This is a genomic window from Microbulbifer sp. YPW16, from assembly GCF_021290385.1.
Lineage (GTDB): Bacteria > Pseudomonadota > Gammaproteobacteria > Pseudomonadales > Cellvibrionaceae > Microbulbifer > Microbulbifer zhoushanensis.
The window spans coordinates 1682513-1697071 of the sequence record NZ_CP089928.1 but is presented as its reverse complement, the minus strand read 5'-3'; the positions used below and the strand labels follow the sequence as shown (position 1 = coordinate 1697071).

Below are 14559 nucleotides of genomic sequence, written 5' to 3'. Positions count from 1 at the left end.
AAATCCCCGCCGTTCGGCGGGGATTTTTTTATTCCGGCTACTACTCGAATAACGACGACGCGACATGCCGGTAGGCGGCGTTTTCGTAAAACTCGAACTCCTGCTGACAACTGTAGCTCAATTTGATGATGTGATCATCATCACTGCGGCATGCTTTCTCCCGTATCTCTTGCCACGCCTTCACTTGCTGCACTGCGTCACCGCGCGCCCCCGCTGACACGATTGGTTCTGGCCCGGTGCTGAGATAGGCAATGACCAGCCCCTCCCAGAAATACCGCATGGCAACCTCCCGATCGGGACAATAGGGCAATATCAGCCGCAGGGCATGACATCCCGTCACGCCGTGCAGAAGGGTAAAGCTTCCCGTGCCGGCATAGGCCTTGAGGGCGATTGCGGCGATATCCTCCAGTCCCAGCTGCCGCGGCTGGATCGGGGTGTCCATCCAGCCATCCTGGCCCATGACCGCATGCATGTGGTCACTGATATTGCCCGGGGCTACCTCTACCTGCGGATAGCGCTGGCTGACATCCGCAATCACCTCGGCCGCCGCCAGGTCTGTGCGTTCACCAGAGGACTCCAGTGGGTAATACTCCAGATTCCAGTACGCGAGACCCATCGCGACCTCCTCCAGGTGCCTCGCGTCGATACCGTAAGCAGTGCGAATCAGGCCGTGGAAAGCGGCGGTCGCTATGGAGGGAAGCAGCGGCGGCAGCTCGCGTCGCAGGCAGTCCGCGATTCCGTGTTGCTCCAGCTGTTGTTCGTAGTACTGCAGCGCGCTAGGGAATAACTCCTCACTGTGCCGGCAGGTGGTGATATCGCTGACAGGCTTCACCGGGCTCGCCGGCCTGAGTTGCAGGTGGGGGGTGGAACGGTCGAATGCATATTGGAGCTGCTCGCGGGTGGCACCCATCTGGTCCAGCGCGATCAGCACCATTGGCAGGTGGTTTGCCAGCCTGTCGCCATAATGGACATGGAAACGACTCGCCGATTCCAGCAGTTCCGTACAGTATCGCGTGATGGCCATCGGATCCCTCCTGCCTGCGGGTGTGGCCCGCTAAATTGCTTCCACCCTGTCGCCCAAGTTTATGGTGCCGGTAGCAGTCGCTCCACTAATTGGCGCCAGGTTCACGCCGAAATAGACCTGCCCATCCTCCCCGCGCCGATACCGGGCAAGGGTCCGCAGGGGTTCCCGGCGCACTTCACCGGTCAGTGGGTCGAGTCCGGGAATTGCACAGCGGGCACAGGGGTGGGTGCACTCGAACGCGGCGGGCCCGTCACGGGTATGCACGATCATGCGTGTCCACTGGTCCTCGGCGAAGGGTTCGCAATCGCTCACTACCAGGTTGGGCCTGAAGTTGAGCATGGAGACCGGCTCTGCGAGACGTGCGTTGAGGTCGTCCAGGGACGCCTGGCTGATCACCAGCAGCGGCGCTGCATCAGCGAAGCCGACCTGCCGGTCTGCCCGCGGCGCTGCCAGTGGGCGGTGGAATTCCGCGCCCATCGCCACCAGTCGCACGCTTGTTTGTAATCGCTCACTCAACCAATGGGCGGCCATATCCCCGGCGTCCCGTGCCAGGACCGCGTCATCCCAGACTGTGACACGGAGCACGGGCGCAGACTCGCCTGGTTGCGTGATCTCAATCTCATCCCCGTCCCGATGCTGTATCCGCACGCCGGTGGGTGTGACGGTGGCCCGCAGCTGTGCCATATGGCGGATTCGCCGCTGGGTCACAAACCGGTTTTCGGCATCCACCAGCATCCAGCGCCGGTCATCGACAGCGCCGTAGCGATCGAGGGACAGGCTGTCGGTAATGTGTCCCTGCAGGGACTTCACGGGGAACAGGTAGAGCGAGTCAATCTTCATCGAGGTCACCGGTGCGGCGGAAAAGGTGAACTGCTGATACTAACAGCTCGCCATCGGCCTGTTGGCAGGATTTCCACGGCAGGGTGGAGGCAGACAGGGCGAATCACTGTGATAACATCCTGAAGTGTCAGGGGTAACAGTGGCCATTGGAAAGGCCGCCGGCTAGAGGACAATCTATCCCTTGCGCCCCGTACAACAAGATCCGCTAACAAGAACAAGACGGGAAGGCAGGATGCGAGTTGCCGCGGTACTTTCGGGGGTACTTTTACTCTGCGTGGGCCTGGTTGTCCGGGGAGAGTCATTATCCATAGAGCCGGGCCAGGAACCCCGGTCGCTGGTTCCCGCCATGCGTCTCCTGGAAGACCCGGACCACTCCCTGACTTTCGACCTGTTACAGTCGCCGGACGGCCAGGCCCGACTGCAACCCTGGGGAGAAAAATCCGCCAACTTTGGCTATAGCCGCTCCGCTTACTGGGTGGCATTCACCCTGGTTAACCCCAGCGACCAGTCCCTGCCCCTGCTAATCCGGCAGGACTATCCACTGATTGACCACCTGGATTTCTGGGCCCCGCGCGAGGATGGCAGCTGGCAGCATATCGCCACCGGCGACCGGCTCCCATTTGCCAGCCGCCCACTGGAGCTGCGGAACTTTGTATTCCCGGTAACCCTCCCGCCCAATACCGAGCGCACTTTCTACCTGCGCTATGCCACCCAGGGATCAATGAATATCGGCCTGGAGGTCAGCAGCGAGAGGGCGTTTATCCCGCACCTTACCCTGGACCAGTTCCTGCTCGGGGTTTACTACGGTGGATTCCTGGTACTGGTGATCTACAACCTGTTTCTCTTCCTGGCAGTGCGCGACCGGGCCTATATCTATTACATGGGCTACGCGCTCAGTTACGGCCTCTACTTCGGGGTGCTGAACGGTGTGGCTTTCCAGTTTTTCTGGCCCGGGAATCCCTGGCTGGCGAATGAGAGCCTGGTGGTGCTGCTGGGTATTGTGCTGGTCTGTGCTACCCAGTTCGCCCGCTCAATCTGCTCCGGCCGGCAACTGGCACCGCAACTGGACCGGCTGGCGCGCCTGCTGCTGGTGGTGACGATTCCGCTGACGATTGTGTCTCCCTTTGCCGGCTACCGGCTGATGGTCACCCTGTTTACGGTGCTGATCCTGCTGGCGAGCTTCCTGTTGCTGGCCATGGGCGCCGTCAGCTTGCTGCGGGGATCCATCCCCGCACGCTATTTTATGGTGGGCTGGAGCACCCTGCTGGCCAGTGTGATTGTCTACGTGCTGAAGACGTTCGGCTGGCTGCCCCACAACGCCATCACCCACAACGCATTCCAGGTGGCCGCCCTGGTCGAGATGGTGTTGCTGTCACTGGCGCTGGGTGCGCGGGTGCGCGAGATCCGGCGGCGCGGATACACCGACGAGCTTTCGGGGCTCAGTAACCGGCGCTATTTCGAGGAAATGCTGCCCCGGGAATTCGAACTGGCCCGGCGCACCGGTGCACCGCTCTCGTTGTTGTTTATGGATCTTGATCACTTCAAGGCCATCAACGATCGCTACGGGCACGCCCGTGGTGATGAGGCGATCCGTGCGATCGGCGAACTGATCGAGCAGGAGACACGCCGGCCGATGGTGGCCTGTCGTTATGGTGGCGAAGAGTTTGCGCTGCTGTTGCCGGATACCCGCGGCGAGCAGGCGCAGGTACTGGCCGAGCGCCTGCTGCGACGGGTGCGGGAGCTGGACCTGTTCGAGCTGCCCCTCACCATCAGTATCGGCGTGGCGAGTTTCGAGCGCGGCAACCTGGGTGCACCGGTGCAGCTGCTGGAGGCGGCGGATGCGGCGCTTTACCGGGCCAAACAGGGGGGGCGTGACCGCACAGCGGCGAGCGCGGCCCCGGTTGCGTTTGCAGAAGCTGAGACCTCCTGAAATCGCACTTTCGCCGGTAGGGCCGGCCAGGCGATACTGCCGGGTTCCCGCCCGCCGGCCTCGCCGGAAACTGCGGTCCTTTGGTGTGCCGGCCCGTCCCGGTAAACTGTGAAGGGGTTTCAGCGGTTTACGAAACGGAGCTTGGCATGGGCAGTGAGAGGCGGGACAGCGAGCGGTCGAACCTGCGCCAGTGGTTTTGCCAGCTCGACCAGCTGCTCGCCGGCGCTGCCCGGTGGTGGCAATTCCGGCCCTTCCATCACCGCCAGTGGCGCTGGCTCGATACCCATCCCGAACTCTGTCAGGCCCTGGATTCGCTGGAAGACGACGTTCTCCGGCAGCTGGAGGCGGATATGGTCGAGGCTGCCGACTGGCTCTCCCCCTGGCTGGCCGAAGCGCCGCCGCTGCTGGCACTGAGCCGCCTGCCCCGGCTGGAGGCCCGCGTGCTGGCGCCACCGGAGCGACTGGACCACGGGGTACCCGGGCGCAAGTGGCAGCAGATCCTGGCTTTTGCCGGATGCCTGCCGGAGTCGCAGGATCCGGTCCTGGAATGGTGCGCCGGTAAGGGCCACCTGGGCCGGGTGCTGGCCACCTGCGATGGGCGGCCGGTGACCAGCCTCGAGTGGCAGGCGCGTCTCTGCGACGAGGGTACCCAACTGGCGCAACGCAGTGGCGCGTCCATGCGCTTTGTGCATTGCGATGCGTTCGCGCCGGAAGCGGCGCAGTGGGTGACCGGCGCCGATGCGGTGGCCCTGCACGCCTGCGGCGACCTGCATACCACCCTGATGCGGCACTGGGCCCACGGCGGCGGGCGGCACCTGAGCCTGTCACCCTGCTGCTATCACCTGTTGCGCGGTGAGGCGTTCCTGCCGCTCTCCGAAACTGCCAGGGTGGCCCAGGTGCGGCTCAGTCGCGACGACCTGCACCTGCCCCTGCAGGAAACGGTTACAGCGGGTGCCGGCGTGCGCCGCCTGCGCCAGCGCGAACTGCACTGGCGGATGGCGTTTGACGAGCTTCAGCGTGAGCTCCGCGGTGACGACGAATACCTGGCGGTACCGAATATACGCAAGGGTTTACTGACCGGACGCTTTGCCGATTTTGCCCGCTGGGCGGCGGAGCGCCGGCAGCTGTCGTTGCCGGCAGATATCGACGAGGAGCACTGGTTGGCGCTGGGCCTGCAGCGGCGGCATCGCGTGCGGCGCATGGAGCTGGTGGCCCATGTTTTCCGCCGGCCGCTGGAGTTGTGGCTGGTGCTGGACCGGGCGCTGTACCTGGAAGAGCAGGGCGCACGGGTGGAGATCGGGGAATTCTGCGATCGCGAAATCACGCCACGCAATATCCTGGTCCGGGCAACTCGCCCATAAAAAAGGCGGCCATGGTGGCCGCCTTTTTTGTCTCTCGCTTCAGGACCTGCCGATCAGGTCTTCAGCTTCTTGTACTGCATCCGGTGCGGGGTGGCATCCTCACCCTTACGCTCCACGAAGTCCTCGTGGTATTCGGTGTAGTTGCCCTCGAAGAACACCACATCGCTCTCGCCCTCGTAGGCCAGGATATGGGTCGCCACCCGGTCCAGGAACCAGCGGTCGTGCGAGATTACCAGGGCGCAGCCGGGGAAGTTCAGCAGGGCCTCTTCCAGTGCGCGCAGGGTCTCGATGTCCAGGTCGTTGGACGGTTCGTCCAGCAGCAGCACGTTGGCGCCCTGCTTGAGGGTGTAGGCCAGGTGCAGCCGGCCGCGCTCACCACCGGACAGTTCGCCCACGCGTTTCTGCTGGTCGCTGCCCTTGAAATTGAAGCGCCCGACGTAGTTGCGGGAGCCCACTTCGTAGTTGCCGATCTTCAGCATGTCGTGGCCGTCGGAGATGGCTTCCCACACGGTCTTGTTGTCGTCCAGGTTCTCGCGGCCCTGCTCGACGTAGGCCACCTGCACGGTCTCGCCGACCTTGATCTCACCGGAGTCCGGTTTCTCGCTGCCGGTGATCATGCGGAACAGGGTCGACTTACCGGCGCCGTTACCGCCGACGATACCCACGATGGCACCTTTCGGCACACGGAAGGACAGGTCGTCGATCAACAGGCGGTCGCCGAAACCCTTGCTCACGTGCTCGAACTCAATCACGTTGTCGCCCAGGCGCTCACCCGGCGGAATGTAGATCTCGTTGGTCTCGTTGCGGGCCTGGAAGTCCTGCGACTGCATTTCTTCCAGCCGCGACAGGCGGGCCTTGTTCTTGGACTGGCGGCCCTTGGGGTTCTGGCGCGCCCACTCCAGCTCCTTTTTCATTGCCTTCTGGCGGGCCTGCTCGCCGCGCTGCTCCTGCTCCAGGCGCTTTTCCTTCTGCTCCAGCCAGGTGGTGTAGTTGCCCTCCCAGGGGATACCGTGGCCGCGGTCCAGTTCCAGGATCCAGCCGGCGACATTGTCGAGGAAGTAGCGGTCGTGGGTGATGGCCACCACGGTGCCATCGAAGTCGTGCAGGAAGCGCTCCAGCCAGTAGACACTCTCGGCGTCCAGGTGGTTGGTGGGCTCGTCCAGCAGCAGCATGTCGGGGCGCGACAGCAGCAGGCGGCACAGGGCTACGCGGCGCTTCTCACCACCGGACAGCAGGTTTACGTCGGCGTCCCAGGGCGGCAGGCGCAGGGCGTCGGCGGCCACTTCCAGGCGGTGCTCCAGGTTGTGGGCATCCCAGGCCTGGATCACGTCCTCGTACTGTTGCTGCTTCTTGGCCAGGGCATCGAAGTCGGCGTCCGGCTCGGCGTAGTCGGCGTAGACCTGCTCCAGGCCGGCGAGGGCGTCGATGGCCTCGCGTACACCGTCTTCCACATTGCCGCGCACGGTCTTGGCCGGGTCCAGCTGGGGCTCCTGCGGCAGGTAGCCCACCTTGATGCCCGGCATGGCCCGGGCCTCGCCGTTATAGTCCTGGTCCACGCCGGCCATGATGCGCAGCAGGGTGGATTTACCGGCGCCGTTCAGGCCCAGCACGCCAATCTTGGCGCCGGGGAAGAAAGACAGGGAGATATCCTTGAGGATTTCGCGTTTGGGCGGCACTACCTTGCCCACCCGGTTCATTGTGTAGACGTATTCAGCCATTGATAGAGGGCTTCCCGTAATCGGTTGCAGGATCGGTCAGAAATTGCGCGCAACTTATCAGTTTGCCGGAAAAGTGCAACCGGCCCGCGGGCCGGCCGGGCTTGATACCGCGGGCCTGGCCGATAATGTGGCATCCACAGGCAGCGGCCGGACCTGTAGGGGCGGACCTTGTGTCCGCCTGTTCGACCACGCGCCGTTGCTCCCGGCGGTCATTTGGGCACCCGGCTGACCCGCCCGTCGATCTGTGGTTAACTGCGGCGAACATGAATAGCACTAGATGAGAGCAGTCGAGATGGAGCGAGAAGCCAGCAGCGATTCCCCGGTCACCTTCCGGCGCCACGGCGCCCTGGCGCAGGCGACCCTGAACCTGCCAAAGGCGCTGAACGCGCTCAACCTGGAAATGATCGACCTGTTGTCGGCCCAGCTGGATGCCTGGGCCGAGGACGACAGCGTGGCCTGCGTGTGGATCGATGGCAGCGGCGACAAGGCGTTCTGCGCCGGTGGCGATGTGATCGCGCTCTACCGGGAGTCGGCCAGCTACGCGGAGGCCGCGGCGGGGGAGGGCAGTACCGAGTTCACCTCAAAGTTTTTCTCGCATGAATACCGGCTCGACTATCGCATCCATACCTACGAGAAACCGATTGTGGTCTGGGGTGGCGGTTACGTGATGGGTGGCGGAATCGGTGTCATGGCCGGCGCCAGTCACCGGGTGGTCACCCCGTCGACGCGCCTGGCCATGCCGGAAGTGACCATCGGCCTGTTCCCGGATGTGGGCAGCAGCTGGTTCCTCAACCGGATGCCCGGGCGGCTGGGGTTGTTCCTGGGCCTGACCGGGGCGCAGTTCAACGGTAGCGACGCACTCTTCGCCGGCATGGCGGACCGGATGCTGGCTGACGATGCGCGTGAGCGGGCACTGGAAGCGGTGGCCGGGCTGGATTTCACCGGCTCCGGCAAGCCCTTCCACCAGCTGGTGAGTGATTGCCTGAAAGGCCTGCAGCTGCCCCATGAAGAGCAGCCGGCATCCCCACTGCGCGAGCACTTCGACATCATCCAGCAGCTCACCGATTTCGCCACCCTGCCGGAGGTGTGGCACTCCATTACCGGTTATGGCGGGGATGATCCCTGGCTGCAGAAAGCAGCGAAGACACTCGCCGCCGGCTCACCGATGACGCCCTGGGTGGTCTGGGAGCAGCTGCAGCGTGCCCGGCACCTGTCGCTGGCGGATGTGTTCCGCATGGAGCTGGCGCTGGCGGTCAACCTCTGCAACAGCGGTCACCTGCGCGAGGGCGTGCGTGCGCTGCTGGTAGACAAGGACCGCAACCCGCAGTGGCAGCCGGCCGGCCTGGAGGAGGTGCCGCTGGGCGAGGTCCTGGGCTGCTTCCGCGATCCCTGGCCGGTACACCCGCTGCGGGATCTTTGAGGCCCCGCACCGGACAGCCCCTCGACCAATGGATAAAAACACAATAAAAGGATGGTAAGAGATGCACAAAGCAATCGAGAAAGTGGCCTTTATCGGCCTGGGCCATATGGGTGGCCCGATGGCGGCCAACCTGGTGAAGGCAGGTTTTGCGGTAACTGCCTTTGACCTGTCAGAAGCGGCGCTGAAGCAGGCCGAGGCAGAGGGCTGCAAGCGTGCGGGCAGTGCGCAGGAGGCGGTGGCCGGCGCCGACGCGGTGATCTCGATGCTCACCACCGGCGACGTGGTCAAGGGCGTCTACCTGGGGGCCCGAGGCCTGCTGCAGGCAATGGATGACGGCACCCTGGTGGTCGACTGTTCCACCATTGCCGCCAGTGATGCACGCCAGCTGCTCTCCGCCGCCCACGAGCGCGGCCTGCCGGCCATCGAGGCGCCGGTATCCGGTGGCACCGCCGCGGCGGAGGCGGGGACCCTGTCATTTATGTGCGGTGGCGATGCCTCTGCGGTGGACGCGGCGCGGCCCCTGCTGGAAGCCATGGGGGCAAATGTCTTCCACGCCGGGCCGGCGGGGTCCGGCCAGGTGGCGAAAATCTGCAATAACATGTTGCTGGCGATCCATATGATTGGCACCGCCGAGGCCCTGCAGATGGGGGTGGATAATGGCCTGGACCCGAAGGTGCTGTCCGACATCATGCGTGCCAGTTCCGGCGGCAACTGGTCACTGGAAAAATACAACCCGTATCCGGGCGTGATGGAGGGAGTCCCGGCATCGCGGGATTATGAGGGAGGGTTCTCTGTGCAGCTGATGCTGAAGGACCTGGGGCTGGCGATGGACACAGCCGCCGGCAGCGCTTCCTCGACGCCCCTGGGAGCGCTGGCGAAAAACCTGTACCAGCTGCACGGTGGTGACCCGTCGAACCGGATGCTGGATTTCTCCAGCATCCAGAATATGTTCCGCCGGCCGGCTGGCGACTGAAGGCGGCTATTGCGCGGGCCGGCGCTCAGGCGAGGGCGCGGTGCCCGGTTGCCTCTCCCCGGGTGCCTGTCAGCCACGCCAGGGCAGCGCCCTCGCTGCGGAAGTAGCGCAGTTCCGCGCCGGTAAACCAGTTGGCGACCCGTGTGGCCAGCTCCTGCCAGTTGCCGTTACCGAGCAGGGCCACCTGCGAGAATTCATTGCCGTGGCGCAGTCCCAGTCTCAGGTCATCCCAGGCCGCGCGCCATTCCCACCCGCTCAGCTCCCGGATATCCACCAGTGCCTTTACATTCGGGTGTGCCACCGAGTCCAGAGCCTGCTCCAGCAGCGGCGTGATGATCTCGTAGTCCCAGTGGGTCAGTTCGCCCGAAACCCGGATATGCAGGAAAAACTCCGAGTCTACCCGTTCTATCCCCACGGACAGGCCATGGCGCTGGAAATCTTTCATTAAACTCTCCCCAAACTTTCCCCGGTACAGTGATTTTGTGATTCAGGCGCCGACGCAGGCATCGAACTGCAGGCTGGCAAGGTAGTGCTGCAGGGACTCATACAGGTTGCGGATTTCCGCATTGAACAGGGGATCCCGCTGGCACTGCAGTTGTTGCTCTATGGCCTGCCAGTCTTCCCGGGTCAGCAGTTGCTCGAACTGCGGGAAGATCTCCCGGTTTTCCCTTTCCATATGCTGTCGCTGCAGTTGCAGGTATTCCCGCACGGACCGGAACAGCTGGTTGCGTTCCACGGCTGCATCGTTGGCAATGGCGTAGAAGAGGGTGCTCATGTGGCGGGTGGCGGCGGTAATGGCCCGGTGCTCCGACAGGGTTGTTTCAACCGGGGCCAGGCTGGCACCGGGTTTCGCGCGCAGGCGCTCCATGGCCAGGTCCTCCACCGGGTGATGCCAGCGGTCGGGGTACACACTGATGTAGTCCAGTGCGTCGAGGATCAGCCCCAGGGTTCCCGGGTCGCGCTCCTGCCGGGCAAAGTCGGCCAGCAGCTGGTCGAAGGCATCCAGCAGCTGCTGCATGTTGCGGTGATCGCGGCAAAGCTGGCGGTAGAGATTGTGCATGGTGGTCTCCATCCCCGGGTCAGTTTCTGGTTCCCAGTATTGAAGCCCCACGGCAATGCGGCCTTGACCTGAATCAAGTGGCCGGCGCTTTGCGGTGTAGATCTGCGCCGACGGGCACCGGGGAAACTGGAAGAGAGCCCCGGCGGCAGGGGACGCGGCCCGGAAAGCGCTAGTGGCCACCAGAAGACTCTCCCCGTCGATTGCCCGCCAGTCATAAACCCGCCCGATTGATTTACATCAATTGCCCCTCTTTCCATTTGGTTAACCTGCGCTCGTCCCGCTCGCATGCTGGCAGTAACAAAACCAATAACAGGATGTTCTCGTGCGGGTGGGCTTTAAGACAAAGGTATGGAGAACCCGAATGAAAGTATTTGCCGCTGTTGCCGGCCTTCTCGTTTCCCTGCAAGCCGTGGCCTACCAGCCCGGTGAGGTCATCGTCCGCAGTGGTGCGGCCACGGTCAGCCCGGATGTCAGCTCGAGTGCGCTGTCCCTGTCCGGCACGGAGCTCGCCGGCACTGCTGCAGACGTCGAGGACGGCACGGCACTGGGCCTGACTGCCACTTATATGCTCACCGATACATGGGGCCTGGAACTGGTGGCGTCCTCACCGTTCAGTCACGACCTTGCTGTCGAGGGGCTGGGAGAGACCTTCGCCCTCGGCGAGACCCGCCACCTGCCGCCCACACTGCTGCTGCAGTGGTATCCCCGGGTGGCGGGAGAGGTGGTGCAGCCCTACCTGGGGCTCGGGGTGAACTACACGGCGTTCTTCGACGAGCAGGTGGACGGGGCGGCCGATCGCCTGTTCGCAGACCTGGGCGCAACCGGCAGTGCCGACTTGTCGCTGAAGAATTCCGTGGGTGTCGCCGCGGAAGCCGGCGTGGATTTTGCCTTCGGCCAGGATCGCCGCTGGCTGTTGAACCTGAGTGTCTGGTGGATGGATATCGATACCGAGGCCAGCGTCCGGGTGCCCGGCCTCGGCAACATCGAGGCAGATGTGGAGCTCGACCCACTGGTCACCGTCGCCGGGCTGGGTTACCGATTCTGAGGCCTGCAGGCCCCTGGCTACTCGGACTGAACGTGAGCCGGCTGCGGCCGGCGCCTTTACTGGGTGAAGCATTATGATCGCGTCGTACCAACAACCCGATTCGGCCCTTTCGGCGGAACTACTGTCCCGCTATAGCGGCCCCTGCCCGCGCTACACTTCCTATCCCACGGCCGACCGCTTCGTGCCGCTGGGGGAGGGCATGGAGCCGTGGGCGTCACTGCGGGATATCGACAGCCTGTCGCTCTATGTGCATATCCCGTTCTGTCACTCACTATGTTACTTCTGTGCCTGCAACAAGGTGATTACCAACCAGTACGGCCTGGCCTCCAGTTACCTGGACCGAGTGCTGGAGGAAGCGCGCTGGTACCGGGAGCGGGTGGCGCGGGTGCCGGTGGTGCAGTTGCACCTGGGCGGTGGCACGCCCACATTCCTGACCGACTCGGACCTGTGTCGGCTGGTGGAGGGCCTGGGGGAGATCTTTGACCTCCGCCGCGACGACGCCAGCGAGTACAGTGTGGAGGCGGATCCCCGTACCTTCCGGCTGGAGACCCTGGATACCCTGCGGGAGCTGGGCTTCAACCGCCTGAGCCTGGGTATCCAGGACTTCAACCCGGTTGTTCAGCGGGCCATTAACCGTATCTGTGATGCAGAGGCAGTGGAGCAGATTACCCGTGCAGCACGGGAGCGGGGCTTCCGCTCGATCTCCTATGACCTGGTCTATGGGTTACCGCACCAGACGGTGGCCACCCTGGAGCAGACCATCGGCCGCGTGGCACAGCTGGCGCCGGACCGGATCGCGCTCTATCACTACGCCCACCTGCCGCAGCGGTTCAAGGCCCAGCGCCTGATCGACAGCGATGCCATGCCGGCGCCGGCGGAGAAGATCGCCATGCAACTGGCCGCGGTGGAACAGCTGGGCGCGGCGGGTTACGAATTCCTGGGCATGGACCACTTTGCCCTGCCCGGCGATGAGCTGGCCCGCGCGGCCAGAGAGGGCACGCTGCAGCGTAACTTCCAGGGCTATACGTTAATGCCGGCAGATGCCCTGATCGGTCTGGGGGCCTCGGCGATCAGTTACAGCGCCGGCGGCTACTGGCAGAACCAGCATCGGCTGAAGGAATATGTCGAGTCGATCCGCGAGCGTGGCTTTGCCGGCTTCCGCGGCTGGGCCATGTCGACAGATGACCGGTTGCGCCAGTATGTGATCATGGAGCTGATGTGCCGTATGCGCGTGGACAAGGAGGATGTTGCCCGGCGCGCCGGCGCGCCGTTCGGGGAGGCCTTTGCCGCGGAACTGGAGCGGTTGCAGCCATTGATTGCCGATGGCCTGCTGCGCGAGGATGACCGGTCGCTGGAAATCACCGGGCGCGGCCGCTGGTTCACCCGCAATATTGCCGCGGCTTTCGATGCTTACCTGCATGCGACGGCTGGCGAGTCGCGCTACTCGCGTGTGCTCTGAAAAAGTGTTTGCGACCAGCTGGCTAGCTGGCCAGTGACCGCGACGACAGGTTTCCGAGGGAGTACAATGCCGCTATCGCAACCAGCCCGGAGCATCCCATGACAGACAGCCGCCACGCAGTGCAATGCAGCGATTGCTCGGTTCGTCGCCTGTGCCTGCCCGCCGGCCTGCCGGAGGCGGATATCGACCGCCTCGAGCAGGTGACACGCAACAAGCGGCTGGTCAAGGCAGGGGAGAACCTCTACCGCAGCGGCGATCCGTTCCACAACCTCTATGCAATCCGCTCCGGCAGTTTCAAGACCGCGGTAATCGCCTCTGATGGTGACACCCAGGTGACCCACTTTGCCCTGCCGGGTGAATTGCTGGGGCTGGATGCCTACAGCAGCCGTGCCCATCCCAGTTACGCCGAGGCGCTGGAAGACAGCAGTGTCTGTGTGCTGCCGTTTGGCCAGCTGGAGTCCCTCGCGCAGCAGGTGCCGGCATTGCAGCAGCAGATTTACAGTATTTTTTCCGAGGAGCTGCGGCAGGAAAACGAGATCCTGCTGTTACTGGGTAAGCGTTCCGCCAATGCCCGCCTGGCGGCACTGCTGGTCAATATTTCCAGCCGCTATGCGCGCCGGGGTTATTCCGCCAGCCGCTTTGTGCTGTCGATGCCCCGTATGGATATCGCCAATTACCTGGGGCTGACACCGGAAACCGTCAGCCGCCTGTTCAGGGCCCTGCAGAAAGACGGGCTGATCCGGGTGAGCGGGCGCGAAGTGGAAGTGCTCGACCTGATCGCGCTCAGCGAACTGGCCGGCACTCACTGCGGCTACGATGAAAGTGAAATCGGTCGCCGGTCGGCGATCACCTGAATAATCCTGCCCCGCATATCGCCGGGGACTCCTGCCCGCTCAGGCCACTGTTGCCGGCTGGCTGTTACTGACGTACCGCTGTACCGCATCGTACTGGTCGCGCATTGCCGGCCCGAATACCGGGTCCTCGCGGTCGCCGAGTTGCGCGCGGACCAGCTGCCAGTCTTCCGGTTCCAGGTAACGCTCCATCAGCGGGAATACACAATGGTTTTCCATCAGGATATGGGAGCGCTGGGCGGCCAGGTACTGGCGCGCCGCGCCGTAGAGGTGGTCCCGTTCCACCGCGCAATCGTTGGCGACGGCATAAAACAACTCTTTCATCTTGCGGGTTTCCCGGGCCAGGCGGCGATGTTCTTCCCGGGCGCGCAGTATCGGTTCCGGCTCCACTCCCGGCTTGGCGAGCAGGATCTCGCAGGTGACATCCTCCACCGGGTGATGCCACTTTTCCGGGTAAATGGCGATGTAATCCAGTGCGTCGATAATCAGGTCGAGGGTTGACGGATCGCGGTCCTCTCGCGTCATTTCCGCCAGCAGCTGTTCGAGGGCATCGAGCACCTGCTGGATATTCCGGTGGTCCTGGCACAGTTGTGCAAAGATGCTGTCCATCGCTATCTCCGTCGCTTGATAGTGGGGCGTTAACGCATTGGGTCGCGCATTGTCATTGTCAGGATCTGTTCAGGTTCTGTTAATTACCGTTATTCATAATGCTGTGGTGGAAGGCTTCGGCGCCATGTCCAGCGATTGCGCCCGTGGGGCGGGTACAGTCGCAGAGCCAAGTTAATGTAGCAGTGAGTATGTCGCTGTATGTGGCTTATGGTGCCGACAGAGTCGGTATCAGGCGAATTGTGACTTTTTCCCGCAGCTGCGGAACGATT

At 63.5% G+C, this 14559-nt stretch carries 13 protein-coding genes; 7 read left to right on the top strand and 6 right to left on the bottom strand.

Translation table 11 applies throughout. The features are described from left to right. Positions 1 to 40: 40 nt before the first annotated feature. Both LVE68_RS07275 and LVE68_RS07270 read right to left on the bottom strand, forming a co-directional pair. Complete coding sequence (locus LVE68_RS07275; protein WP_233006360.1) at positions 41 to 1024, bottom strand: questin oxidase family protein; 984 nt, start codon at positions 1022 to 1024, stop codon at positions 41 to 43. Positions 1025 to 1054: 30 nt separating this feature from the next. Next, entirely contained in the window at positions 1055 to 1864 is an 810-nt protein-coding gene (locus tag LVE68_RS07270) for an MOSC domain-containing protein (protein WP_233006359.1), read from the bottom strand. 346 nt (positions 1865 to 2210) lie between these two features. On the opposite strand from LVE68_RS07270, the gene LVE68_RS07265 reads away from it, so the two are divergent. Beyond that, entirely contained in the window at positions 2211 to 3794 is a 1584-nt protein-coding gene (locus LVE68_RS07265; protein ID WP_233006358.1) for a diguanylate cyclase, read from the top strand. A 146-nt stretch (positions 3795 to 3940) separates the two neighbouring features. Beyond that, the gene (locus LVE68_RS07260) at positions 3941 to 5155 is read left to right on the top strand and encodes a methyltransferase (RefSeq protein ID WP_233006357.1); all 1215 of its coding nucleotides are present in this window, start codon (positions 3941 to 3943) and stop codon (positions 5153 to 5155) included. Between the two features lie 53 nt (positions 5156 to 5208). Here LVE68_RS07260 and ettA read toward each other — a convergent pair whose 3' ends face one another. Next, the gene (gene ettA / locus LVE68_RS07255; protein WP_233006356.1) at positions 5209 to 6873 is read right to left on the bottom strand and encodes an energy-dependent translational throttle protein EttA; all 1665 of its coding nucleotides are present in this window, start codon (positions 6871 to 6873) and stop codon (positions 5209 to 5211) included. 277 nt (positions 6874 to 7150) lie between these two features. On the opposite strand from ettA, the gene LVE68_RS07250 reads away from it, so the two are divergent. Together LVE68_RS07250 and mmsB are read left to right on the top strand one after the other, a co-directional pair. After that, entirely contained in the window at positions 7151 to 8293 is a 1143-nt protein-coding gene (locus LVE68_RS07250; RefSeq protein ID WP_233006355.1) for an enoyl-CoA hydratase/isomerase family protein, read from the top strand. 61 nt (positions 8294 to 8354) lie between these two features. After that, a complete protein-coding gene (mmsB, locus tag LVE68_RS07245) occupies positions 8355 to 9266 on the top strand; it encodes a 3-hydroxyisobutyrate dehydrogenase (protein ID WP_233006354.1) in 912 nt (303 codons plus the stop codon). Between the two features lie 25 nt (positions 9267 to 9291). On the opposite strand, the gene LVE68_RS07240 is transcribed toward mmsB, so the two are convergent. Further along, on the bottom strand, positions 9292 to 9711 hold the full coding sequence (locus tag LVE68_RS07240) for an STAS/SEC14 domain-containing protein (RefSeq protein ID WP_233006353.1): 420 nt from the start codon (positions 9709 to 9711) through the stop codon (positions 9292 to 9294). Positions 9712 to 9753: 42 nt separating this feature from the next. Further along, positions 9754 to 10326 carry a hemerythrin domain-containing protein gene (locus LVE68_RS07235; RefSeq protein WP_233006352.1) on the bottom strand — a complete coding sequence of 191 codons (573 nt, stop codon included), beginning with the start codon at positions 10324 to 10326 and terminating at the stop codon, positions 9754 to 9756. Positions 10327 to 10687: 361 nt separating this feature from the next. Between LVE68_RS07235 and LVE68_RS07230 the strand changes: the two genes are divergently transcribed. The 3 genes from LVE68_RS07230 (at position 10688) to fnr (ending at position 13684) form a co-directional block, all read left to right on the top strand. Then, entirely contained in the window at positions 10688 to 11371 is a 684-nt protein-coding gene (locus LVE68_RS07230) for an OmpW/AlkL family protein (RefSeq protein ID WP_233006351.1), read from the top strand. A gap of 73 nt (positions 11372 to 11444) precedes the next feature. After that, positions 11445 to 12830, top strand: coding sequence for an oxygen-independent coproporphyrinogen III oxidase (gene hemN, locus LVE68_RS07225; protein WP_233006350.1), 1386 nt, complete (start codon positions 11445 to 11447; stop codon positions 12828 to 12830). A gap of 98 nt (positions 12831 to 12928) precedes the next feature. Beyond that, the gene (fnr, locus tag LVE68_RS07220; RefSeq protein WP_233006349.1) at positions 12929 to 13684 is read left to right on the top strand and encodes a fumarate/nitrate reduction transcriptional regulator Fnr; all 756 of its coding nucleotides are present in this window, start codon (positions 12929 to 12931) and stop codon (positions 13682 to 13684) included. Between the two features lie 39 nt (positions 13685 to 13723). On the opposite strand, the gene LVE68_RS07215 is transcribed toward fnr, so the two are convergent. Further along, a complete protein-coding gene (locus LVE68_RS07215; RefSeq protein ID WP_233006348.1) occupies positions 13724 to 14290 on the bottom strand; it encodes a hemerythrin domain-containing protein in 567 nt (188 codons plus the stop codon). Positions 14291 to 14559 lie beyond the last annotated feature (269 nt).